Here is a 21,429-nt window from a genome sequence, read left to right as displayed (position 1 = left end):
GCCTGCACCCCGGGCGCGCACGAGGAACCGGGCACCGCAGACCGGGCACCGCGGGCGCGCGCCACTGGCCCGCACCGCGCGTGCGCACCGCGCGTGCGCACCGCGCGTGCGCACCGCGCGTGCGCACCACAGCCCCGCTCCCCCACCCGCCACGCGCCCGCGCCCTACGGGGCGTACAGCGCCTCGATCTCGGACGCGAAGTCCCGCTCCACCGCCGCCCTCCTGAGCTTCAGCGAGGGCGTGAGGTGGCCCGACTCCTCGGTGAAGGGAACCGGGAGAACGGCGAAGCGGCGGATGGACTCGGCGCGCGAGACAAGCCTGTTGGTCTCGTCGACGGCGCGCTGGAGGGCGGCACGGAGGTCGGGGTCGGCCACCAGCTCCTCCGGTGCGGCGTCCTTGCCCCGCATACGGCACCAGTGGGTGAGCCCGTCCGGGTCGAGCGTGAGGAGCGCGGTGACGTACGGCCGGCTGTCCCCCAGGACCAGGCACTGGCCGACCAGGGGGTGCGCGCGCAGCCAGTCCTCCAGCGGCGCCGGAGCGACGTTCTTCCCGGCCGTCGTCACGAGGAGGTCCTTCTTGCGGCCCGTGATGCTGAGGTAGCCCTCGTCGTCGAGGGAGCCGATGTCGCCCGTGGCGAACCAGCCGTCCTGGTCGAAGCCGGTGCCGGTGTCCGAAACGGAGCTGTGCAGCGGCACGGCCTCGCGTGCCCGGCCGTCCCAGTACCCCGCGAAGACGTTCCCGCCGTCGAGCAGCACCTCCCCGTCCTCGGCGATCCGCACCCGTGTGCCCGGCAACGGCAGACCCACCGTGCCCATACGTGACTTCAGCGGCGGGGACACGGTCGTGGCGGACGTCGTCTCCGTCAGTCCGTAGCCCTCGTAGACGGTGATCCCGGCCCCCGCGTAGAACGCGGCGAGCCGCCGTCCCAGCGGGGAGCCGCCGCAGATCGCGTACCGGACGTGGCCGCCCAGGGCGGCGCGGATGCGCCGGTAGACCAGCGGGTCGTACAGGGCGCGGGCGGCGCGCAGGGCCGTGCCGGGGCCCGGGCCCGTGCCGTGCTCCGCGGCCTCGACGGCCTCGGCGTAGCGGCGGGCGACCCGGGCCGCGCTGTCGTAGACCGCCGCACGGCCCGCCCGCTCGGCGGCCGCACGCCCGGAGTTGAAGACCTTCTCCAGCACATGGGGGATGACGGGCAGGAAGGTGGGCCGGAACCCCGCGAGATCGGCCAGCAGGTCCTGGGTGCTGAGCGAGGGGGCGTGCCCGAGCCGTATCCGCGCGCGCAGACAGGCGATGGCGATCATGCGGCCGAAGACGTGGGAGAGGGGGAGGAGGAGCAGCGTTGACGCCGGTTCGTCGGTGATCGACCGGAAGACCGGGTGCAGCAGCTCGATCGCGTTGTCCACCGCGGAGAAGAAGTTGCCGTGGGTGAGGACGCAGCCCTTGGGACTGCCGGTCGTGCCGGAGGTGTAGATGAGCGTGGCGATGGTGGAGGGGGTGAGCGCGCCGCGGCGCGCCTCCATGTCCGCGTCCGGCACGGCCTGCGGGCCCCTGCCCGCCTCGGCCAGCCGGGCCATGTCCCCCCGCTCGAAGCACCAGAGGTGGTCGAGGTCGGGCAGGCGGTCGCGTTCCGGACCGAGGGCCGACGCCTGCGCGACCGTCTCCACGGCGAGGGCGACGGCGCCCGAGTCCTGGAGGATCACCCGGGTCTGGAAGGCGGACGACGTGGGGTAGACGGGGACGGTCACCAGGCCCGCCGCCCAGGCGGCGAAGTCGAGGAGCGTCCACTCGTACGTCGTGCGTGCCATGACGGCCAGCCGGTCCCCCGGAGCGAGCCCCTGGGCCACGAGCCCCTTCGCGACCGCGAGCACCTCGTCGGCGAACTCCGCCGCGCTCACGTCCCGCCAGCGGCCGTCCGCCCCCTTGCGGGCGAGCACGGCGTCGCCGGGGGCCTCGCGCGCGTTGTCGAACGGTATGTCCGCGAGCGACCCCTCCGTCACGGCCGCCGCCAGTGTCGGCACGGAGGCCTCGCGCACGACCCCGCCCTCCCTGCGGACATCGGGGGCGACGAGGGACGGGCGGGCGGCGGGTGCGCCACGGTGCGGGGGTCGCAGGGACGGCATGGGGCGGCTCCAGGCGTAGGCTCCTCCGTCCTCGGAGGACGGTCACATTCAAGACGGACAGCTCACATATCAGCCACGCCGCCCGACGCCCATGGGTTCCCCCAGGCCAGCGGCACCTCACACCAAGTTCCCACCGGGCCGTCACACGAGCTGCGCCCGGGACTCCGAACGCGCCCGGCGCTCCGCACGAAAAGGGAACGCCCCGCACCGGTCGTCCGGTGCGGGGCGTTCGCGTGAGCCGGGGGACGTCAGGCGGCGACGGCGACCGCCTGCGGCTCGTCGGAGGGCGAAGCCGACACGGCGTCGTACCGGTCGCGGTCGAGGATGTTCTCGCGGGCCGAGACGAGCACCGGCACGAGGGCCTGCCCGGCGACGTTCGTGGCGGTGCGCATCATGTCGAGGATCGGGTCGATGGCCAGCAGGAGGCCGACGCCCTCCATGGGCAGGCCCAGGGTGGAGAGGGTCAGGGTCAGCATGACCGTCGCACCGGTGAGGCCCGCCGTGGCGGCCGAGCCGACGACCGAGACGAAGGCGATGAGCAGGTAGTCGCCGGCACCGAGCCGGATGTCGAAGATCTGGGCGACGAAGATCGCGGCGATCGCCGGATAGATCGCGGCGCAGCCGTCCATCTTGGTGGTCGCGCCGAACGGGACGGCGAAGGAGGCGTACTCCTTAGGCACGCCCAGGCGCTCCGTCACCTTCTGGGTGAGCGGCATCGTGCCCACCGACGAGCGGGAGACGAAGGCGAGCTGGATCGCCGGCCAGGCACCCTTGAAGAACTGCAGCGGGTTCGCCTTCGCGACGGTCGCGACGAGCGTCGGGTAGACGACGAAGAGGACGATCGCGCAGCCCACGTAGATGTCGGCGGTGAAGGTGGCGTACTTGCCGATCAGGTCCCAGCCGTACGTGGCGATGGCCCGGCCGATCAGTCCGACGGTGCCCAGCGGGGCCAGGCGGATGACCCACCACAGGGCCTTCTGGAGCAGTTCGAGCACCGACTCGCTGAGCGCGAGGACCGGCTGCGCCTTCTCGCCGATCTGAAGGACCGCGATGCCGGCGACGGCGGCCATGAACACGATCTGCAGGACGTTGAGTTCGGTGAACGGCGTGATGACGTCCGTCGGCACGATGCCGGTCAGGAAGTCGATCCAGGAACCGGTGTGATCGGGCTTCGCGCCGTCCTTCGGGGTCAGGCCGGTGCCCGCGCCCGGGTTGGTCAGCAGACCGATGACCAGGCCGATGCTGACCGCGATCAGTGACGTGATCATGAACCACAGGAGGGTGCGCGATGCCAGTCGGGCCGCGTTGTTGACCTTCCGGAGGTTGGTGATCGAGACGAGGATCGCGAAGAACACGAGCGGTGCGACGGCCAGCTTCAGCAGGCCGACGAAGGTGTCACCGATCTTCTCCAGGGTGGTGACCAGCCAGGACACGTCCTGGCTCCGGGCTATCCAGCCGAGGAGCACGCCGAGTACGAGACCGGCGATGATCTGCGCCCAGAACGGGACACCGGACTTCGGGGACGGGGAAGGGGCCGAGAGGTCCGAGGACTCTGCCGGCTCCGGGGACGCCGAGGGCGTGGGGGATGAGGACACGGGGGCACTCCGGGGCACACGGGGGTACGGGCGGGGCGGGGTGCGGCGTCCACGCCGGAGTGCCGGAGAGCCCGAGGCGTCCGGAGGTTTCGGGGGTTCGCCGCTGCGATGTCGCTTGGGTCGCTGTCGCTTGGAAGTCGCTTCAGAGGCGGCGACACGCCGCGGACGAACTGCGGCAGAGGTCGATGTGCAGGCGCGCCACGAGCGGAACGCTCACGGCGGTCACGGGCTTCCGGCCCATGACGAAGGGACGCGCGGCTGCGGACTTCATGCCGAGCACGTTAACACTTGAACTTTGAGGAGTTCAAAGTATTTCTTTGAGATCCGTTGGGGCGGCCCCGCAGCGGGTCGCGGGCCGGCCGTGGGCGGGCCGGACGGGCTCAGCCCTTGGTGCGCGCCGCGTCGTCCATCAGGTCCTCCTGGCCGCGGTTCAGCTCCAGGTTGGCCTTGGCGCGGTCCACGCGCTCGACGATCTCGGCCGACGCCCGGTCCCGTTCCTTGCGCAGCACCACGAAGCTGATGGGCGCCGAGATGACCAGGGCGAGCACGACCACCCAGAGGTAGTTGGAGCCGCCGAGGCCGCGCGGGGCGATGCCGGAGTAGACGAGGCCCCAGACGACCAGGAGGCAGCCCGCGAAGATGCCGAGGCGCATCAGCGTGTAGCGGAGCATGTCAATCCACTCTTCCGTTCCGAAAATGGGCGCAGGCTCCAGTGAAGCACGGGGGGCAAAGGTGCTCCGCCAGGGGGTCGGGTGTCCCGGGAAACACCGGAGCCCCGCCTGCGGGCGGGGCTCCGGTGGGGCGGAGGGCGCTCGGCACTCTCGCCCCGGAAGGGCGGAGGAACGGCCGGGAGGCCGTCAGACGCGCATCGGCTGGGGCTCGTCGCGCAGCGCCGGGTCGGGCCCCTCGTACTCGCGGATGACCTCGTAGCGGGTGTTGCGCTCCACGGGCCGGAACCCGGCCTCGCGGATCAGGTCCAGCAGGTCGTCCCGGGTCAGCTTGTTCGGCGTCCCGTAGTTGTCCGCGTCGTGCGTGATCTTGTACTCGACGACCGAGCCGTCCATGTCGTCGGCTCCGTGCTGGAGCGCGAGCTGCGCCGTCTGCACGCCGTGCATGACCCAGAAGACCTTGACGTGCGGGACGTTGTCGAAGAGCAGCCGCGACACCGCGAAGGTCTTCAGGGCCTCGGCGCCCGTCGCCATCGAGGTCCGGGCCTGGAGGCGGTTGCGTACCTTGCCGTCCTTCATGTCGACGAAGTCGTGCTGGTAGCGCAACGGGATGAAGACCTGGAAGCCGCCGGTCTCGTCCTGGAGTTCACGCAGCCGCAGGACGTGGTCGACCCGGTGACGCGGTTCCTCGATGTGGCCGTAGAGCATGGTGGAGGGCGTCTTGAGCCCCTTCTCGTGCGCCAGCCGGTGGATCCGGGACCAGTCCTCCCAGTGGGTCTCGTGGTCGACGATGTGCTGCCGGACCTCCCAGTCGAAGATCTCGGCGCCGCCGCCGGTCAGCGACTCCAGGCCCGCGTCGATGAGTTCGTCGAGGATCTCCGACGCCGACAGGCCGGAGATCTTCTCGAAGTGATGGATCTCGGTCGCCGTGAACGCCTTCAGGGAGACCTGCGGAAGGGCTTCCTTGAGCGCGCGCAGCGAGCGCGGGTAGTAACGCCAGGGCAGCGTCGGGTGCAGGCCGTTGACGATGTGCAGCTCGGTGAGGTTCTCGCCCTCCATCGCCTTGGCGAGGCGCACCGCCTCCTCGATCCGCATCGTGTACGCGTCCTTCTCGCCCGGCTTCCGCTGGAACGAGCAGTACGCGCAGGACGCGGTGCACACATTGGTCATGTTGAGGTGCCGGTTGACGTTGAAGTGGACGACGTCGCCGTTCTTCCGCGTCCGCACCTCGTGCGCGAGGCCGCCGAGCCAGGCCAGGTCGTCCGACTCGTACAGCGCGATGCCGTCCTCGCGGGTCAGCCGTTCACCGGCCCTGACCTTGTCCTCCAGCTCGCGCTTGAGCCCCACGTCCATGCCCACTACCTCTTCCTGACGACTGGTGACAGCCTCGGCAACCGTACTCCCCCGCCCCGACACCTTCGGAGCGCCCCCACCGGGGCCCCGCCTCAGACCTCTTCCGGCAGCTCCCCGACGCGGTTCTCCCACTTCGTGGAGAGCACGATCGTCGTACGGGTGCGGGACACGCCCTTGGTGCCGGAGAGCCGCCGGATGGTCTTCTCCAGCCCGTCCACGTCGGGCGCCCGGACCTTGAGCATGTAGGAGTCGTCGCCGGCGATGAACCAGCAGTCCTCGATCTCGCCCAGGTCCTTGAGCCGGCGCGCGACGTCCTCGTGGTCGGCGGCATCGGAGAGCGAGATGCCGATGAGGGCGGTGACGCCGAGACCGAGCGAGGCGGAGTCGACGGTCGCGCGGTAGCCGGTGATGACGCCGGCCGCCTCGAGGCGGTTGATGCGGTCGGTCACGCTGGGGCCGGAGAGCCCGACGAGCCGCCCGAGTTCGGCGTAGGAGGCCCTGCCGTTCTCCCGCAGGGCCTGGATGAGCTGCCTATCCACGGCGTCCATAGGTCCGATGCCTTTCATTATTCAGCAGTACGCCGATTCTACGTGTAGAATCTAAGGCACACAGGGCCGACACCCTGTGAATCTTTCAGACGATCAAAGACGATCCTTCATATCTTCAGGAGATGAGCTTCCCCGTGTACTCGATCGAGATGGCCTACGCCCGGATGCGCGAGCTTCAGGACCTGGCCAACCGCTCGCGTGCCCACCAGTCCGCCGCGCCGCGCCGCAGCACTTCCCTGTTCGGCAGGAAGCGCGCCGCCAAGAAGGCTTAAGCCCCCCGAGAGCCACCTCCGAGCTCTCCCTCCCAACGGCGGTACAGCCGGTGCGGCACCCCTGCCGCGTCCAGCACCCGCCCGGCGACGAAGTCCACCAGATCCTGGATGTGCGTCGCCCCCGCGTAGAACGCCGGCGAGGCGGGCAGCACGATCGCGCCCGCCTCGTCCAGTGTCACCAGATGCTTCAGCGTCTGCCCGTTCAGCGGGGTCTCGCGCACTGCGACGACCAGCTTCCGCCCCTCCTTGAGCGTCACGCTCGCGGCACGCTGCAACAGGTCCTTCGACAGCCCGAGCGCGACTCCCGCCACGCATGCCGTCGACGCCGGCACGATCAGCATCCCCCGCACGGCATAGGAGCCGGACGACGGCCCGGCCGCCAGATCGCCCGCCGCCCAGTACCGCACGTCCGATGTGTCGACCGCGTCGTACGCGTCCGGCTTGCCGTCCGCGCCGCGCGCCAGCCAGTCCCGCAGGTCCTGCTGCCAGTGCGCGTCCCGGAACGAGAGCCCCGTCTCGTCCAGCAGGGTCAGCCGGGCGGCCCGCGACACCACCAGATCCACGCTCTCGCCCGCGGCCAGCAGCGCACGCAGCACCGATGCCGCGTACGGCGTTCCGGACGCGCCGGACACCCCGACGACCCAGGGGCGACGTTGCCCACTCACTGGCTGCTGCTCCTCCACAGGGCCGAGCCTATCCACCGGGTCACACCGTGAGCCCGCGCACCAGCAGGTCCAGCAGCGCGCACACGAACAGCGCGATGCCGATGAACCCGTTGACGCTGAAGAAGGCGCGGTTGAGGCGGGACAGGTCGTGCGGGCGCACGATGCTGTGCTCGTAGACGAAGGCGCCCGCCACGATCAGCAGGCCGAGCCAGAAGAAGGGGCCGGCTCCGGTGGCGACCGCGTACCAGGCGAAGAGGGCCGTGGTGATCAGATGGCACACACGCGCGCCCCGGATCGCCGCCGGGATGCCGAAGCGGGCCGGGACGGACATGACCCCGATCTCACGGTCGGTCTCCACGTCCTGGCAGGCGTAGATCAGGTCGAAGCCGCCGATCCAGATGCCGACGGCGAGCCCCAGCACCACCGCGTCCCAGGACCAGGTGCCGCTGATCGCCAGCCAGCCGCCGACCGGCCCCATGGCCTGGGCGAGGCCGAGGATGGCCTGCGGGAAGTTCGTGAACCGCTTGCCGTACGGATAGACCACCATCGGGATCACCGCGACCGGCGCGAGCGCCAGGCAGAGCGGGTTCAGCAGCGCGGCGGCGCCCAGGAAGACGACCACCGCGACGAGTGCCCCCGTCCAGGCGGACCTGACGCTGACCGCACCCGTGACGAGTTCCCGGCCGGCCGTGCGCGGGTTCCGCGCGTCGATCTCGCGGTCGATGATGCGGTTGCACGCCATCGCGAACGTCCGCAGTCCGACCATCGCGATCGTGACGAGCAGCAGCCGCCCCCAGTGGATGTTCCGGTCCCACTCGTACATCGCGGTCAGCGAGGCGATGTACGCGAACGGCAGCGCGAACACCGAGTGTTCGATCATCACCAGGCGCAGGAAGGCCCTGACCCTGCTGCCGGGCTGTACCGGTTCCGGTTCGCCGATGACTCCTTCGGCCGCGCTCACAGGCCGTACTCCTTCCAGCGGCGGTCGACCTTCGCGGCCGTCTCGGGGTCCGGCAGCACCATGTCGGGCCAGCCCCCGTCGCGCGTATAGCCCTCCTCGGGCCACTTCTTCGTCGCGTCGATGCCCGCCTTGCCGCCCCAGAACTGCTGGTACGAGGCGTGGTCGAGGTGGTCGACCGGGCCCTCGACGACGGTGAGGTCGCGCGCGTAGTCGGTGTTGCCCAGGGCCCGCCACGCCACCTCGTGCAGATCGTGCACGTCGCAGTCGGAGTCCACGACCACGATCAGCTTGGTCAGCGACATCATGTGGGCGCCCCAGACGGCGTGCATGACCTTCTGGGCGTGCTTCGGGTACTTCTTGTCGATCGCGACGATCGCACAGTTGTGGAATCCGCCCGCCTCGGGCAGGTGGTAGTCCACGATGTCCGGCACGATGATCTTGAGGAGCGGGAGGAAGAACCGCTCCGTCGCCCGGCCCAGCGGGCCGTCCTCCGTCGGCGGCCGTCCGACGACGATCGACTGGAGCAGCGGACGCCTGCGCATCGTCACGCAGTCGATGGTCAGCGCGGGGAACGGCTCCTGCGGCGTGTAGAAACCGGTGTGGTCGCCGAACGGGCCCTCGGGCAGCATCTCGCCCGGCTCCAGCCACCCTTCGAGCACGACCTCGGCGTTCGCCGGGACCTGGAGCGGCACCGTCTTGCAGTCGACCATCTCGATCCGCCGGCCCGAGACGAACCCGGCGAAGAGGTACTCGTCGATGTCGCCGGGCAGCGGGGCGGTGGAGGCGTACGTCACGGCCGGCGGGCAGCCGAAGGCGATCGCGACCGGCAGCTTCTCGCCCCGCCGGGCGGCCACTTGGTAGTGGTTGCGGCTGTCCTTGTGGATCTGCCAGTGCATGCCGATGGTGCGCTTGTCGTGGCGCTGGAGCCGGTAGAGCCCGAGGTTGCGGATGCCGCTCTCCGGGTCCCTGGTGTGCGTGAGCCCCAGGTTGAAGAAGGACCCGCCGTCCTGCGGCCAGGTGAACAGGGCGGGCAGCAGGTCGAGGTCGACCTCGTCGCCGCGCAGGACGACCTCCTGCACCGGGGCGTCCTTGACCTTCTTCGGCGGCACATGCGCCATCGCGCCGAGCTTCCCGAAGGCCTCGCGCACCCCGACGAACCCGTGCGGCAGCTCGGGCTTGAGCAGTCCGCCGATCTTCTCGCTGATCTCGTCGTACGACTTCAGGCCCAGGGCCTTCAGCAGCCGCCGGTCGGTTCCGAAGACGTTCATCGCGAGCGGCATGGCCGACCCGCGCACGTTCTCGAAGAGGAGCGCGGGCCCGCCGGCCTTCTGTACCCGGTCGACGATCTCCCCGACCTCCAGATACGGGTCGACCTCGGCCTTGATGCGCTTGAGATCGCCCTCGCGCTCCAGCGCCCGGAGCAGGGAGCGAAGATCGTCGTAAGCCATGCCGTCCAGTATCGCCGAGGCCCGCTCCGCGGTGTCGCGCGCCCCGCCCCCTCCGGGGTCACGGCCCGCCGCTCGGCGGCAGCCGGGCGCCGGTCCCCGCGGGATGGCATGGACACCACCCGCTACTCTGGCCCGGTCACCGGGGCCCGCGCGCGGCCCGGCGACACGTCAAGGGGGCCGACGCGAGCGCCCCGCCGTCGCTTGCTGGGGGATCGCACCGCCATGCTCAGGTATCTGCCCTTCCTGCTGGTCCTGGCACTGTGGATCTACGCATTCATCGACTGCCTCAACACCCCGGAGGAACAGGTCCGGCACCTGCCCAAGGTGGTCTGGGTCATCATCATCCTGCTCTTCGGCGAGGTGCTGATAGGCCCCGTCGCGTGGCTCGCGGCGGGCAAGGGCCGCCGCGCCCCCACGGGCGGCTCCACCCCCTCGGAGTGGCACCGCAACCACCGCGCGACCGGGAGTTGGGTCGCGCCGGACGACAACCCGGAGTTCCTCAAGTCGCTCCGCGAGGAGAACAAGAAGGACGAGGCCCTGCTGAAGGACTGGGAGGCGGACCTGCGCCGCCGCGAGGAGGAACTCCGCCGCCGCGAGCGCGGTTCGGACGACAGCTCCTGAGGCGCGCGGGGCGCCCGCGGCCGGCCCGCCCGGCCGTCACCCCCGCGGATCCGCCCTCAGCACCAGCGCCAGCAACCCGGGAAACCGGTCCTCGAACTCCTCCCGCCGCAGCCGGTTGACGCGCTTGGCTCCCTCGTCCCGCTGCTCGACGAGCCCGGCCCCCCGCAGCACGGCGAAGTGGTGGCTGAGCGCCGCCTTGCCCACGGGCACGTCGAAACTCCCGCACGTACGGGACCAGTCGGCCGACCCGGCGAGCTCGCGCACGAGGTGAAGACGGACGGGGTCGGCCAGCGCGGCGAGCGCGGTCTGCACGGAGACCTCGTCGGGGTGCGCGTGCTGCGGGGCGGCCCTGTGCCCGGTGCGTTCCGTCATGCCTCGCATCCCCTCTCGGCCTCGCGCTCTCCGTAAAACCTGGCGAGTGTTCGGTGAAAACCATACACTCCGAGTGTTCGCTTTCCGTTGAACACTCGACGAGGGGTGCCCGTGATGCATGCGATCCAGTTCCAGGAGTACGGCGGTCCCGAGGTGTTGCGGCCCGTGGAGACCCGGACCCCGGAGCCCGGCCCGGGCCGGGTGAGCATCGACGTGGCCTACGTCGGCGTGAACTTCGCCGACCTCAAGGCGCGCGCCGAGGGCTACCGCGTGCCGTCGCTCCCCTTCGTGCCCGGCCTCGAGGTGTCCGGACGGGTACGGGCGCTCGGTGCGGGCGTGACCGGACTCGCCGTCGGCCAGGAGGTCGCCGCGCTCACCGAGGGCGGCGCGTACGCGGAGGTGGCCGTCGCCGACGCGGCGACCGTCTTCGCCGTCCCGGACGGAGTCGACCTGCGCACCGCCGCGACGCTGCCGACCGTGCTGCCCACGGCGCACGCACTGCTGCACGAGGTGGGACGGCTCGGCGAGGGCGAGACCGTCCTCGTGCAGGGGGCGGCGGGCGGAGTCGGCACCGTACTCGGCCAGTTGGCGAAGGCGGGCGGCGCCGGACGGGTGTACGGCGTCGTGTCGGGCGCCACGAAGGCCGAGTACGCGCTGAAGCACGGGTACGACGAGGTCTTCGTCGGCGACGGCTTCGCGGACGACGTGCGGCGGGCCACCGGGGGCCGCGGTGTGGACCTCGCCCTGGACCCGGTGGGCGGCGACACCTTCCGGCGCACCCTGGACTCGCTGGCCGTCTTCGGGCGGCTCGTCTCGTTCGGCAACGCGAGCTCGGCGGAGCCGTGGCGGGTGGGCCAGCCGGAGCTGTACCCGTCCGGCGTATCGGTGGCCGGGTTCTCCATCCTCACGCTCGCCGGGCAGTCCCCGGAGACACTGCGCGAGATCGCCGCCCGGGCGTTCCGCACGGTGGCCGACGGTGCGGTGACCCTTCCCGTCACGGCGGAGTTCCCGCTGGCCGATGCCGCCGATGCGCACCGCCTCATGGGCACCCGCACGAGCACCGGCAAGCTGCTGCTGCGGGTCGCCGCGGGCTGACGGCGGCCGCAGGCGCCGTTGCCCCGGCGCGGCGACGGCGGAAGAGTGAAGGCATGAGCACCCGGCACGGCGCCGCCGCCCGCCCCCGTATCCCCACCGTCGACCTGGAACCGTGGCTCGCCGGGGATCCGGCCGCCCGGGCCCGCATCGCCGCCACCGTGGACGCGGCCCTGCGGACCGCCGGATTCCTCCTCGTCACGGGGCACGGGGTGGACCCGGCGCTGCGGGCCCGGATCCGGCGGGCCGCCCGCACCTTCTTCCTGCTCCCCGCGTCCGCCAAGGAGCCGTACGCCGTGCAGGTCGGCGGGCGCGGCTGGCTCGGCCCCGGCGCGGAGGCCAACGGCTATGCGGAGGGCACCGCGACCCCGCCCGACCTCAAGGAGTCCCTCTCCTTCGCGGCGGACGAGCCTCCCCCCGCCACCGCGGAGCGGGACGGCGCCTCCGGTGCTGCGGCGGCCGGCGCGGAGTGGTTCCTGCCGAACACCTGGCCCGCGGAGGTGCCCGAGCTGAAGGCCCCGGTCGTCGAGTACCTGACGCGGATGCGGGCCCTGTCCGACCTGCTCCTGGAACTCCTCGGCACCGCACTGGGCGGGCCGGAGGACTTCTTCACCCGGCACACCGGCCACCCCACCTGGGGCTTCAACATCAACTGGTACCCGGGTACGGAGGTCGTGGGCGCCCCGGAGCCCGGCCAGTTCCGCATCGGCCCGCACACCGACTTCGGCACCGTGACCGTGCTGGACCGGCAGGCCGGCAGCGGCGGGCTGCAGGTGTTCACGGACGAGGGCGGCTGGGAGGACGCCCCGTACGACCCGGACGCCCTCACCGTCAACATCGGCGATCTGATGGCGCGCTGGACCGGCGACCGCTGGCGCTCGGGCCGGCACCGGGTGCTGCCGCCGCCGGTGGACGCGCCCGCCGAGGAGCTGATGTCGCTGGTGTACTTCTACGAGTGCGATCCGCACACCAGGGTGGAGTCGGTGCCCACACCCCCGGGCCGGGTCGTGTATCCGCCGGTGGACTCGCACACGTATCTGCGCGAGAAGCTGGACGCCATCACGGTGAAGTGAGCGCATGCGGCGACCGGCCGCGGCCCGCCCGCATCACGGGGTGCGCCTCACCCCGATGACGCATACAGCTCCCGCAGCTGCTCCCACCGGTCGAACGTCCACGTGGACCAGTCCTTGGGCCGCCCGTCGAGTGCGTCGGCCAGGAACTCGAAGTGGTTGTGCCAGCCCGCGAGGCAGTCGAGACGCAGCTCGTCGTCGCCGTCGAACTCGTTGGTGAAGCGGAGCGTGGTCGCGTTCCCGCCTGCCGGCTCCAGATGGAAGCGGACCCGGCCGTGGTACGGCTTCAGGGTGTACTCGGCGACCCGTTCGACGTCCCAGGCGGTGATCTGACCGGAAGCGACCGTCACCTCGCCCGTCGTGCTGGTGTTCAGCCAGCGCAGGGTGATGGCGCCGCCGAGGCGGGGCTCGAAGGTGTCGGCGGCGGCCAGCCAGCCGTGCAGCCCCCGGGCCGTGGCCACGGCCCGCCAGACCTCCTCCACCGGGTGGGCAGGACGCACCGTGAACTGCAGCGTCTGCGTGTTCCCAGCGGTCCGGCTGGTGCCCTGCGCGACGGCTTCGCTCATGACACCAGCGTCACGCGGACGGCGGCCGGACGCACCCCCTGGTGCGTCCGGCCGCCGTCGTTCGTGTCGCCCGCCCTCCGCGGGTCAGACGCCCGCGTACGAGTGCTTGCCGGTGACGAAGATGTTGACGCCGTAGTAGTTGAAGAGCCAGCAGGCGAAGGCGATCAGCGCCAGGTAGGCGGCCTTGCGGCCCTTCCAGCCGGCGGTCGCGCGGGCGTGCAGGTAGCAGGCGTAGGCGACCCAGGTGATGAAGGACCAGGTCTCCTTGGGGTCCCAGCCCCAGTAGCGGCCCCAGGCGTCGCCCGCCCAGATGGCGCCCGCGATGATCGTGAAGGTCCACAGGGGGAAGACCGCGGCGTTCACCCGGTAGGCGAACTTGTCGAGGGTCGCCGCTGCGGGCAGCCGCTCCAGGACCGAGGTGGCGAACGAGCCGGGCTTGCCGCCGCTCGCGAGCTTGTTCTCGTAGGAGTCCCGGAAGAGGTAGAGGAGGGTGCCGACCGCGCCGACGTAGAAGACCGCGCCGCACAGGATGGCGGTGGAGACGTGGATCCACAGCCAGTACGAGTGCAGGGCGGGGACCAGCTGGTCGCTCGCGGTGTAGAGGACGGTGACCGCGAGGCCGAGGTCGAGCAGGACCGTGGTGACCAGGGGCAGGCCGATCCAGCGGATGTTCTTCCTCAGGGCGAGGAGCACCAGGTACACGCCGACGGCGACCGTCGAGAACGTGATGTTGAACTCGTACATGTTGCCCCACGGCGCCCGCTGCACCGACAGGGCGCGGGTGAGCACGCCGCCGGCCTCGACGAGGAAGGCGAGCACGGTGAGGGACACGGCGATACGGCCGTAGAGGTCGCCCTGTTCGTCGCCGCCGGAGGCACCGGGGCCGTCCGGGACGTCCCGCGCGCCGGAGGCGGAGCGCGTGACGACCTTGGGCCGCTCCAGGACGGCGGTGCCGCCCTTGGTCTGCACGGTGACCGCGGGCGCCTTGGCGGCGGCCCCGTCGCCCTCGGCGGTCAGCGCGGCGGCCGTACGGGCGACCTTGCTGCGGCTGCCGAAGAGCCACTCTGCGATGTGCGCGAAGAAGGCCAGCGTGTAGACGGCCATCGAGGAGTAGATCAGCACATTGCTGGTGTGCGCGAGATGCTCGTTGGTTCCGGCGGCGAGATTCACTTCTCAGCCCCTTCGGCAGATGCGGCTTGGGCGTCGGTGGCGGGATCGGGCTCCGCGGGGTCGGGGCCCGCGGCTTCCGGGTCCGAGGGGTCCGGGTCCGAGAGGTCGGGTGCCGTGGGCGCCCGGTCGTGCAGGTGCGCCGCGAGCTCGCCCAGCTCCTCCGGCAGCTTCGCCGACTCGCTGCGGCCGAGGCCCGCCATCTCCACGACCGTGACCCCGTCGGCTCCGGCGGTGGCACGCACCCAGATGCGGCGGCGCTGGATGAACAGCGAGGCGGCGAGGCCGCCGATCGCGGCGATGGCGCCGCCGAGCGCCCAGCCCTGGCCCGGCTGCTGGGAGATCTGGAAGCTGGCCCACTGCTTGACGCCCTTGTCGAAGGTGATGGAGCCGGCGCCGTTCGGCAGCTTCATCGTCTCGCCGGGCAGCAGCCGCGTCTTCAGCAGCTGGCCGTCGGCGCCCTTGAACTGCTTCATCCGGGAGGTGTCCAGCTGGTACACGTTCTGCGGGAGGCCGGCGTTCACGCCCAGGCTGCCGTGGTACGCGGACAGCGCGAGCACGGGGAAGTCCAGCGCCGGGAACTGCGAGAACATCTGGCCCTTGCCGAAGCCCGCGAAGGTCGGCACGAAGAACGCGTTGAAGCCGAGCTGCTCCTTCTTGCCGTCCTTGTCCCGGTAGCCGTCCATCACCTTGATGGCGCCGGTGGACGTGACGTTCGAGTCGATCGGCAGCACCGGCACGGCCTGGTGCATGACGACCTTGCCGCGGCCGTCCCGGACGGTGACGACGGGCGCGTAGCCGTGGCCGATGAGGTAGACCTTCGAGCCCTCGATCTCCAGCGGCTTGTTGACCTCGATCGCGCCCTTGACGTCCTTGCCGTCGACGCCCTTGCTGTAGGTGATGTCGGCGCGGTAGGTGCGCGGGGTGCCCTTGTTCGGGCCGTTGCGCTCGTACGTCCCCTCGAACTTGTCGAGGTGGAAGCTGAACGGCTCCAGGTTGTCGGAGTCGAAGAGGCTGCCCGACTTGAAGTCGTCGTACATCGGCAGCGCGTTGGAGAAGCCGCCGCCCTCGACCATCAGCTTGCCGCCCTCGGACTTGTACAGCTGCCCCCAGGCGAAGGAGACGAGCAGCACGATCAGCGCGATGTGGAAGACGAGGTTGCCCGCCTCGCGCAGATAGCCCTTCTCGGCGGCGACCGCGTCGTCTGTCGCATCGGCGCGGAAGCGGCGCTGCTTCAGCAGCGCGAGCGCCGCCTCGCGGACCTCGTCGGGCGAGGCCTCGGTGCGCCAGGTGGCGTACGCGGGCAGCCGGGTCAGCCGCTTCGGGGCGCGCGGCGGGCGGCCGCGGAGCTGGCCGACGAACTGCCAGGTGCGCGGCACGATGCAGCCGATGAGCGAGATGAACAGCAGGATGTAGATCGCCGAGAACCACACCGAGCTGTACACGTGGAAGAGGCCGAGCTTGTCGTAGACCGGCGCGAGGGTGCCGTGCGCCTTCCGGAAGTCGGCGACCTTGAGCTCGTCGATGCCGGTCTGCGGGATCAGCGAGCCGGGGATGGCGCCGAGCGACAGCAGCAGGAGCAGCAGCAGCGCGACCCGCATGGAGGTGAGCTGCCGCCAGAACCAGCGGATCCAGCCCAGCACGCCGAGCGAGGGCAGGTTCGGCGCGGAGAGTTCCTCCTGCGGCGCGGTGGACAGCTGGGAACCCGCGGCTCCCAGGTCGTCCTCGGTCCGTTCGGTCCGAGCGTCGGCGTCCTGCACGTCGGTGCCCTGCGTCGGAGGTGTCGTACTCATGGATCAGATCCCCACCGAGAAGCCGTCGGACCACGCCTGCATGTCCTGCACGATGCTGTTCCAGACCCCGGTCAGCAGCAGCAGACCGATCACGATCATCATCCCGCCGCCGATGCGCATCACCCACGCATAGTGCCGCTTGACCCAGCCGAAGGCGCCGAGCGCCTTGCGGAAGGCGACGGCGGCGAGCACGAACGGCAGGCCGAGACCGATGCAGTACGCGACGGCGAGCAGGGAGCCGCGTGCGGCGCTCGCCTGCTCCCACGCGAGCGCGTTCACGGAGGTCAGCGTCGGCCCGAGGCAGGGGGTCCAGCCGACGCCGAACAGGGCGCCGAGCACCGGCGCGCCCGCCAGGCCCGCCACCGGGCGGGTGTGGAAGCGGAATTCGCGCTGGGTCAGCCAGGGCAGCAGCCCCATGAAGAACAGGCCCATGAGGACCATCAGCACGCCCAGCACCTTGGACAGCGTGTCCCGGTACTCCTGGAGCGTGGAGCCGAAGTAGCCGAAGAGGGCGCCGCCGGAGACGAAGACGGCGGTGAAGCCGAGCACGAAGAGGGCGGCGCCCGCGACCATGCGCCCGCGCCGGGCCTCCGCGAGGTCGGTGCCGCTCACCCCGGTGACGTAGGAGAGGTAACCGGGCACGAGCGGCAGGACGCACGGCGAGAAGAAGGAGACGAGACCGCCGAGCACGGCGATCGGCAGGGCCACCAGAAGGGCCCCGCTGTAGACCGTCTCGTTCTGAGGAGGGACGGCGGCCGCGGTGTGCGCGGCCGCCAGGGTGGACGCGGTGAGGAGTGCGGGCACGCCGATCACTTCTCCGCGATCAGCGGGTCGGTCATCTTCCGCAGGCTTTCCTCACTCAGCGGCCGCAGCGAACGGGCGGCGACCCTGCCCTCCCGGTCGAGGACGAGCGTGGAGGGAATGGTCTGCGGGTTGAGCGTGCCGCGGGGGAAGCGCAGCATCAGCTTGCCGTTGGGGTCGTACAGGCTCGGGTACGGGACGCCGTAGTTGGCCTCGAACTCCTTCGCCGGGCCCGTGCTGTCGTCGCGGACGTTGATGCCGACGAACTGGACGCCCTTGGCCGCGGTCTCCTTGGCCACCTTGGCGAAGCCCGGCGCCTCGGCGCGGCACGGCGGGCACCAGGAGCCCCAGACGTTGAGGACGACGACCTTGCCCCGGTACTGGGCGACGTCGAGCTTCTTGCCCTCCAGGGTCTCGCCCGCGATCTTCGGGGCCGGCCCCCGGTCGGCCTTCTTGACCGTGGCGATGCCCCCGGTGCTGGTCACGAACCCGGTCTTCCCGGATCCGCCCTGGACACCGCCGGAGCCGCACGCCGTCAGGGTCAGCGCGCCGAGCGCGGCCCCTGCGGTCAGCAGGGCGGCTCGGCTGCGGTCGCGACGGTGTGCGCGGGAGTGGGGGGCACGGCAGGCGGCACTCATGTGAAAAGTTTCGCATGCCCGATTCGGGGATCTTCCGCACCCCCCTCTGGGGTGGAAAACCCCATTTCAGGCGGCGTTCCCCGCGCCCTTGCCGGTCGTGCCCTGCGTACCGCCGCCGCTGGGCGCCGAGGCGCCCTTCGTGTCCGCCAGGAAGCTCTTCCAGCCGCCCACGGGCTGCTGTCCGACGTCCAGGCCCTGGAGCTTGGCGAGCACCTTGGGGTCCTGCACGTCGAGCCAGTCGACGAACTGCCGGAAGGAGACGAGGCGTATGTCCTTGTGGGCGTCCCGCTGCGCGGCGATGTGCTTCAGCGCCTCCTCGACGGCGTCCATGTAGATGCCGCCGTTCCACTGCTCGAAGTGGTTGCCGATGAAGAAGGGCGCGCGGTTCGACTCGTATGCCCGCTTGAAGCCGGATATGTACGCCTGGGCCGCCTGGGTGCGCCAGCCCGGGTAGTTGGCGGGGGGCGCCTTCGTCGAGTTCACGGACTGGTTAGCCAGCATGTTGTAGTCCATCGACAGGACCTCGAAGCTGTGGCCGGGGAACGGGACCTGCTGGAGCGGAAGGTCCCAGATGCCCATCTTCTTCTCCGGCCAGCGCTGCCGGCCGCCGGGCGAGGACGCGTCGTAACGCCAGCCGAGCTGGCGCGCGGTGGGCAGCAGGTTGTTCTGGCCGAGCAGACACGGGGTGCGGCCGCCGACGAGTTCCTTGTCGTAGTCGAACGGCAGCGAGGGAAGCTCGTGCCAGCCGGTGTTCGTCCGCCACTCCTTGACGAAGGACTTGGCCTGGTCGATCTCGCTGCGCCACTGCGCGGGCGTCCAGTTGCCGACCGTGCCGGAACCGGAACAGAAATGCCCGTTGAAATGCGTGCCTATCTCGTGCCCCTCGAGCCACGCCCGGCGCACGTTCTGCAACGTCGCCTTGACGTGCTCATCGGTGAGATAGCCGATGTCGGAGGCGCCGACCGGGTTGTTCGGCGGACGGTAGAGCCGCTTCTTCGATTCGGGCAGCAGATACAGCCCGGAGAGGAAGAACGTCATATGGACGCCGTGGTCCTCGGCCGCCTTCAGAAAACGCGGGAAGAGACCGTTGCCGACCTCGCCCGCACCGTCCCAGGAGAACACCACGAACTGCGGCGGGGTCTCGCCCGGCTCCAGCGGCACGGGCTTGGCGGGCTGGTTGGGCTGCTTGCCGGTGAAGGCAGTCGAACCGTCGCCGATCGGGCGGGCCTTGGGCTTGGGTGCACCGGAGGCGCCGCCGTCCTTTCCTCCGCCCTCATGCCCCGAGCCCGACGTTCCGCCGGCCCCGCACGCCGACAGCCCCAGCGCCGTCGCGGCGCCGACCCCCAGCCCGATGATTCCCCTGCGATTGACCTCGCGCATTCCGTTCCCCTGTATTCCTCGCCCTGTGTCCACGTGCGAGATGGACAACTATTGAGAGGGCACAGGGAACAGAAAGGTTCCGGCAGGTCGAACATGTGTGAGGAATTTTGCAGAGAGCTGGGAGTCGGCAGAAGGAGTCTTTGGTTCAGGCCCCGAAGGCCTTGTCCTTCCCCTTCACCGGCTTGGCCCCGGCGAGCAGATGAGCCGGGACGAGATCACGGGCCGGCTCGGAGTATCCGACCGAAACGATCTTGTCGCCCTGGTACGTGAACGTGGTCAGCGAGGCGAGCGTGCACTGCCGCCTGCGCGGGTCGTGCCACAGCCGTCGCCGCTCCACGTAGCTGCGCACGATCCAGATCGGCAGCTGATGGCTGACGCACACCGCCTCGCGCCCCCGGGCCGCGTCCTTCGCCGCGTCCAGGGCGCCCATCATGCGGACCACCAGGTCGACGTAGGGCTCGCCCCAGGACGGCTTGAACGGGTTGACCAGGTGCTTCCAGTTCCCCGGCTTGCGCAGGGCACCGTCGCCCACGCCGAACGTCTTGCCCTGGAAGACGTTGTCCGCCTCGATGAGCCGCTCGTCGGTGGCCAGGTCCAGCCCGTGCTCCTTGGCGATCGGCGTCGCCGTCTCCTGGGCGCGCTCCAGGGGGGAGGCCACGACATGCGTGATGTCGCGCGGGGCGAGGTGCTCGGCGACCCGGTCGGCCATCTGCCGGCCGAGCTCGGACAGGTGGTAGCCGGGCAGCCGTCCGTAGAGCACCCCGTCGGGGTTGGCGACCTCTCCGTGCCGCATCAGGTGGACGACGGTGATGTCCTTGGCGCTCATGCCGCACCCTCCGGAGCCTTGGCCTCGGCGGCCGCGCGGGCGGCGTTCGGCAGTGCGGCGGCGATCCGCTCGACGGCCTGCTCGTCGTGGGCGGTCGACACGAACCAGGACTCGAACGCCGACGGCGGCAGATACACGCCGTCCGCGAGCATCGAGTGGAAGAAGGCATTGAAGCGGAAGGCTTCCTGCCGCTTGGCGTCCTCGTACGTGCGCACGTCCCCGTCGGTGAAGAAGACGGAGAACATGTTGGACGCGTTCTGCAGCCGGTGGGCGACGCCCTCCTTGGCGAGCGCGGCCGTGACCAGCCCCTGGATCTCCTTCGAGACCGCGTCCACCTTGGCGTACGCCGCGTCGTCGAGGAGCCGCAGCTGCGCCAGGCCCGCCGCGGTCGCGACCGGGTTCCCGGACAGGGTGCCCGCCTGGTAGACGGGGCCGGCGGGCGCGAGGTGCGCCATGACGTCGGCCCGGCCGCCGAACGCCGCCGCCGGGAAGCCGCCGCCCATGACCTTGCCGAAGGTCATCAGGTCGGGGACCACGCCGTCGACGCCGAACCAGCCGGCCTTCGAGGTACGGAAGCCGGTCATGACCTCGTCGGAGATGTACAGGGCGCCGTTCTTCGCGCAGGCGGCCTTCAGGCCCTCGTTGAACCCGGGCTGCGGGGGCACCACGCCCATGTTGCCGGGCGAGGCCTCGGTGATCACGCAGGCGATCTCGCCCGGGTGGGCGTGGAAGGCCTCGTGCACGGCGGCGAGGTCGTTGTACGGCAGCACGATCGTGTCCCCGGCCTGGGCGCCGGTGACGCCGGGCGTGTCGGGCAGCGCGAAGGTGGCGACGCCGGAGCCGGCCGCGGCCAGCAGGGCGTCGACATGGCCGTGGTAGCAACCGGCGAACTTGATCACCTTGGCGCGGCCGGTGAAGCCGCGGGCCAGCCGGATCGCCGACATGGTCGCCTCGGTACCGCTCGACACGAGGCGCACCTGCTCCACCGGCGCGACCCGGGCCACGATCTCCTCGGCGAGCGCGACCTCGCCCTCACCCGGCGTACCGAAGGACGTACCGCGGGCGACGGCCTCCTGCACGGCGGCGAGGACCTCGGGGTGCGCGTGCCCGAGGATCATCGGCCCCCAGGAGCAGACGAGGTCGACGTATTCACGGCCGTCGGCGTCCGTCAGATACGGACCGGTGCCGGACACCATGAACCGGGGCGTACCGCCCACGGCGCGGAACGCGCGCACGGGAGAGTTCACGCCTCCGGGCGTCACGCGCGCCGCGCGGTCGAAGAGGCTCTGTGAGGCTGGGGCTTCGTATGGATACGGCACTTTGGTCCTGATCTGCGAGAACGGGGTGGGCAGGCATGTGACGAGGAGCGGAGCCGCCGCACGGGCGGCGGGCGGCCGGTCTCCTCACATTCGACCGGGCGTCAGCCCCCTCGCGTCTGCGAAACTGGGGCTTCGAACGGATAGCTCACACAAG

22 protein-coding genes are annotated in these 21,429 nt (G+C 70.9%); 4 read left to right on the top strand and 18 right to left on the bottom strand.

The genetic code is table 11. From position 1 onward, the window contains the following. Positions 1-164: 164 nt before the first annotated feature. From ACWCP6_RS03175 to ACWCP6_RS03150, 6 genes are all read right to left on the bottom strand, one after another. Positions 165-2,120 (bottom strand): AMP-dependent synthetase/ligase, encoded by a 1,956-nt coding sequence (locus tag ACWCP6_RS03175; RefSeq protein WP_450930601.1) that lies wholly within the window; start codon positions 2,118-2,120, stop codon positions 165-167. Positions 2,121-2,368: 248 nt separating this feature from the next. Beyond that, positions 2,369-3,610, bottom strand: coding sequence for a dicarboxylate/amino acid:cation symporter (locus tag ACWCP6_RS03170; protein ID WP_450931089.1), 1,242 nt, complete (start codon positions 3,608-3,610; stop codon positions 2,369-2,371). Between the two features lie 247 nt (positions 3,611-3,857). Continuing rightward, positions 3,858-3,986 (bottom strand): putative leader peptide, encoded by a 129-nt coding sequence (locus ACWCP6_RS03165; protein WP_450930600.1) that lies wholly within the window; start codon positions 3,984-3,986, stop codon positions 3,858-3,860. 109 nt (positions 3,987-4,095) lie between these two features. Beyond that, positions 4,096-4,386 (bottom strand): DUF4229 domain-containing protein, encoded by a 291-nt coding sequence (locus ACWCP6_RS03160; RefSeq protein WP_450930599.1) that lies wholly within the window; start codon positions 4,384-4,386, stop codon positions 4,096-4,098. Between the two features lie 186 nt (positions 4,387-4,572). Continuing rightward, positions 4,573-5,736, bottom strand: coding sequence for an aminofutalosine synthase MqnE (gene mqnE / locus ACWCP6_RS03155; protein WP_450930598.1), 1,164 nt, complete (start codon positions 5,734-5,736; stop codon positions 4,573-4,575). Between the two features lie 92 nt (positions 5,737-5,828). Next, the gene (locus tag ACWCP6_RS03150) at positions 5,829-6,284 is read right to left on the bottom strand and encodes an Lrp/AsnC family transcriptional regulator (RefSeq protein WP_450930597.1); all 456 of its coding nucleotides are present in this window, start codon (positions 6,282-6,284) and stop codon (positions 5,829-5,831) included. Positions 6,285-6,406: 122 nt separating this feature from the next. On the opposite strand from ACWCP6_RS03150, the gene ACWCP6_RS03145 reads away from it, so the two are divergent. Next, on the top strand, positions 6,407-6,556 hold the full coding sequence (locus tag ACWCP6_RS03145) for a hypothetical protein (protein WP_450930596.1): 150 nt from the start codon (positions 6,407-6,409) through the stop codon (positions 6,554-6,556). Here the strand turns inward: ACWCP6_RS03145 and ACWCP6_RS03140 are convergent. The 3 genes from ACWCP6_RS03140 to ACWCP6_RS03130 are packed head-to-tail and all read right to left on the bottom strand — an operon-like array spanning position 6,553 to position 9,630. Further along, positions 6,553-7,221 (bottom strand): UbiX family flavin prenyltransferase, encoded by a 669-nt coding sequence (locus ACWCP6_RS03140; protein ID WP_450930595.1) that lies wholly within the window; start codon positions 7,219-7,221, stop codon positions 6,553-6,555. The genes ACWCP6_RS03145 and ACWCP6_RS03140 overlap by 4 nt on opposite strands. Positions 7,222-7,261: 40 nt before the next feature. Then, positions 7,262-8,182 carry a menaquinone biosynthesis prenyltransferase MqnP gene (mqnP, locus tag ACWCP6_RS03135; RefSeq protein WP_450930594.1) on the bottom strand — a complete coding sequence of 307 codons (921 nt, stop codon included), beginning with the start codon at positions 8,180-8,182 and terminating at the stop codon, positions 7,262-7,264. Continuing rightward, on the bottom strand, positions 8,179-9,630 hold the full coding sequence (locus ACWCP6_RS03130; RefSeq protein WP_450930593.1) for a menaquinone biosynthesis decarboxylase: 1,452 nt from the start codon (positions 9,628-9,630) through the stop codon (positions 8,179-8,181). Before ACWCP6_RS03130 ends, mqnP begins: the two co-directional genes overlap by 4 nt. A gap of 222 nt (positions 9,631-9,852) precedes the next feature. Between ACWCP6_RS03130 and ACWCP6_RS03125 the strand changes: the two genes are divergently transcribed. After that, positions 9,853-10,251 (top strand): PLD nuclease N-terminal domain-containing protein, encoded by a 399-nt coding sequence (locus ACWCP6_RS03125; protein WP_450930592.1) that lies wholly within the window; start codon positions 9,853-9,855, stop codon positions 10,249-10,251. 36 nt (positions 10,252-10,287) lie between these two features. On the opposite strand, the gene ACWCP6_RS03120 is transcribed toward ACWCP6_RS03125, so the two are convergent. Next, positions 10,288-10,623: an ArsR/SmtB family transcription factor gene (locus tag ACWCP6_RS03120; RefSeq protein ID WP_450930591.1), complete on the bottom strand. Its 336-nt coding sequence runs from the start codon at positions 10,621-10,623 to the stop codon at positions 10,288-10,290. Between the two features lie 114 nt (positions 10,624-10,737). Between ACWCP6_RS03120 and ACWCP6_RS03115 the strand changes: the two genes are divergently transcribed. Together ACWCP6_RS03115 and ACWCP6_RS03110 are read left to right on the top strand one after the other, a co-directional pair. Then, the gene (locus ACWCP6_RS03115; protein ID WP_450930590.1) at positions 10,738-11,718 is read left to right on the top strand and encodes a quinone oxidoreductase family protein; all 981 of its coding nucleotides are present in this window, start codon (positions 10,738-10,740) and stop codon (positions 11,716-11,718) included. 53 nt (positions 11,719-11,771) lie between these two features. After that, complete coding sequence (locus ACWCP6_RS03110; protein ID WP_450930589.1) at positions 11,772-12,788, top strand: isopenicillin N synthase family dioxygenase; 1,017 nt, start codon at positions 11,772-11,774, stop codon at positions 12,786-12,788. A 47-nt stretch (positions 12,789-12,835) separates the two neighbouring features. Here the strand turns inward: ACWCP6_RS03110 and ACWCP6_RS03105 are convergent, their stop codons facing one another. The 8 genes from ACWCP6_RS03105 to hemL form a co-directional block, all read right to left on the bottom strand. Beyond that, positions 12,836-13,351 carry an SRPBCC domain-containing protein gene (locus tag ACWCP6_RS03105; protein ID WP_450930588.1) on the bottom strand — a complete coding sequence of 172 codons (516 nt, stop codon included), beginning with the start codon at positions 13,349-13,351 and terminating at the stop codon, positions 12,836-12,838. 84 nt (positions 13,352-13,435) lie between these two features. Then, positions 13,436-14,521 carry a c-type cytochrome biogenesis protein CcsB gene (gene ccsB / locus ACWCP6_RS03100; RefSeq protein ID WP_450930587.1) on the bottom strand — a complete coding sequence of 362 codons (1,086 nt, stop codon included), beginning with the start codon at positions 14,519-14,521 and terminating at the stop codon, positions 13,436-13,438. Beyond that, positions 14,518-16,311, bottom strand: a complete 1,794-nt coding sequence (resB, locus tag ACWCP6_RS03095; RefSeq protein ID WP_450930586.1) for a cytochrome c biogenesis protein ResB — start codon at positions 16,309-16,311, stop codon at positions 14,518-14,520. The genes ccsB and resB overlap by 4 nt, the downstream gene beginning before the upstream one ends. Before the next feature lie 3 nt (positions 16,312-16,314). Beyond that, complete coding sequence (locus ACWCP6_RS03090) at positions 16,315-17,088, bottom strand: cytochrome c biogenesis CcdA family protein (protein WP_450931088.1); 774 nt, start codon at positions 17,086-17,088, stop codon at positions 16,315-16,317. A 32-nt stretch (positions 17,089-17,120) separates the two neighbouring features. Next, positions 17,121-17,750 carry a TlpA family protein disulfide reductase gene (locus ACWCP6_RS03085; protein WP_450930585.1) on the bottom strand — a complete coding sequence of 210 codons (630 nt, stop codon included), beginning with the start codon at positions 17,748-17,750 and terminating at the stop codon, positions 17,121-17,123. Between the two features lie 66 nt (positions 17,751-17,816). Further along, positions 17,817-19,130 (bottom strand): hypothetical protein, encoded by a 1,314-nt coding sequence (locus ACWCP6_RS03080; RefSeq protein ID WP_450930584.1) that lies wholly within the window; start codon positions 19,128-19,130, stop codon positions 17,817-17,819. A 145-nt stretch (positions 19,131-19,275) separates the two neighbouring features. Then, on the bottom strand, positions 19,276-19,956 hold the full coding sequence (locus ACWCP6_RS03075; protein ID WP_450930583.1) for a histidine phosphatase family protein: 681 nt from the start codon (positions 19,954-19,956) through the stop codon (positions 19,276-19,278). Continuing rightward, complete coding sequence (hemL, locus tag ACWCP6_RS03070; protein WP_450930582.1) at positions 19,953-21,275, bottom strand: glutamate-1-semialdehyde 2,1-aminomutase; 1,323 nt, start codon at positions 21,273-21,275, stop codon at positions 19,953-19,955. The genes ACWCP6_RS03075 and hemL overlap by 4 nt, the downstream gene beginning before the upstream one ends. Between the last annotated feature and the right edge of the window lie 154 nt (positions 21,276-21,429).

It is taken from the genome of Streptomyces sp. NPDC002004 (genome assembly GCF_053593975.1).
The sequence above is the reverse complement of the archived record's forward strand: the minus strand, read 5'-3'. Positions and strand labels throughout refer to the sequence as shown.

Coding starts and splice junctions, on each gene's coding strand:
- ACWCP6_RS03125 (WP_450930592.1), top strand. CDS start 9,853: ATGCTCAGGTATCTGCCCTTCCTGCTGGTCCTGGCACTGTGGATCTAC.
- ACWCP6_RS03150 (WP_450930597.1), bottom strand. CDS start 6,284: ATGGACGCCGTGGATAGGCAGCTCATCCAGGCCCTGCGGGAGAACGGC.
- resB (WP_450930586.1), bottom strand. CDS start 16,311: ATGAGTACGACACCTCCGACGCAGGGCACCGACGTGCAGGACGCCGAC.
- ACWCP6_RS03130 (WP_450930593.1), bottom strand. CDS start 9,630: ATGGCTTACGACGATCTTCGCTCCCTGCTCCGGGCGCTGGAGCGCGAG.
- ACWCP6_RS03085 (WP_450930585.1), bottom strand. CDS start 17,750: ATGAGTGCCGCCTGCCGTGCCCCCCACTCCCGCGCACACCGTCGCGAC.
- ACWCP6_RS03120 (WP_450930591.1), bottom strand. CDS start 10,623: ATGACGGAACGCACCGGGCACAGGGCCGCCCCGCAGCACGCGCACCCC.
- ACWCP6_RS03110 (WP_450930589.1), top strand. CDS start 11,772: ATGAGCACCCGGCACGGCGCCGCCGCCCGCCCCCGTATCCCCACCGTC.
- mqnE (WP_450930598.1), bottom strand. CDS start 5,736: ATGGACGTGGGGCTCAAGCGCGAGCTGGAGGACAAGGTCAGGGCCGGT.
- ACWCP6_RS03105 (WP_450930588.1), bottom strand. CDS start 13,351: ATGAGCGAAGCCGTCGCGCAGGGCACCAGCCGGACCGCTGGGAACACG.
- ACWCP6_RS03080 (WP_450930584.1), bottom strand. CDS start 19,130: ATGCGCGAGGTCAATCGCAGGGGAATCATCGGGCTGGGGGTCGGCGCC.
- ACWCP6_RS03175 (WP_450930601.1), bottom strand. CDS start 2,120: ATGCCGTCCCTGCGACCCCCGCACCGTGGCGCACCCGCCGCCCGCCCG.
- ACWCP6_RS03145 (WP_450930596.1), top strand. CDS start 6,407: ATGAGCTTCCCCGTGTACTCGATCGAGATGGCCTACGCCCGGATGCGC.
- ACWCP6_RS03115 (WP_450930590.1), top strand. CDS start 10,738: ATGCATGCGATCCAGTTCCAGGAGTACGGCGGTCCCGAGGTGTTGCGG.
- ACWCP6_RS03075 (WP_450930583.1), bottom strand. CDS start 19,956: ATGAGCGCCAAGGACATCACCGTCGTCCACCTGATGCGGCACGGAGAG.
- ACWCP6_RS03160 (WP_450930599.1), bottom strand. CDS start 4,386: ATGCTCCGCTACACGCTGATGCGCCTCGGCATCTTCGCGGGCTGCCTC.
- ACWCP6_RS03165 (WP_450930600.1), bottom strand. CDS start 3,986: ATGAAGTCCGCAGCCGCGCGTCCCTTCGTCATGGGCCGGAAGCCCGTG.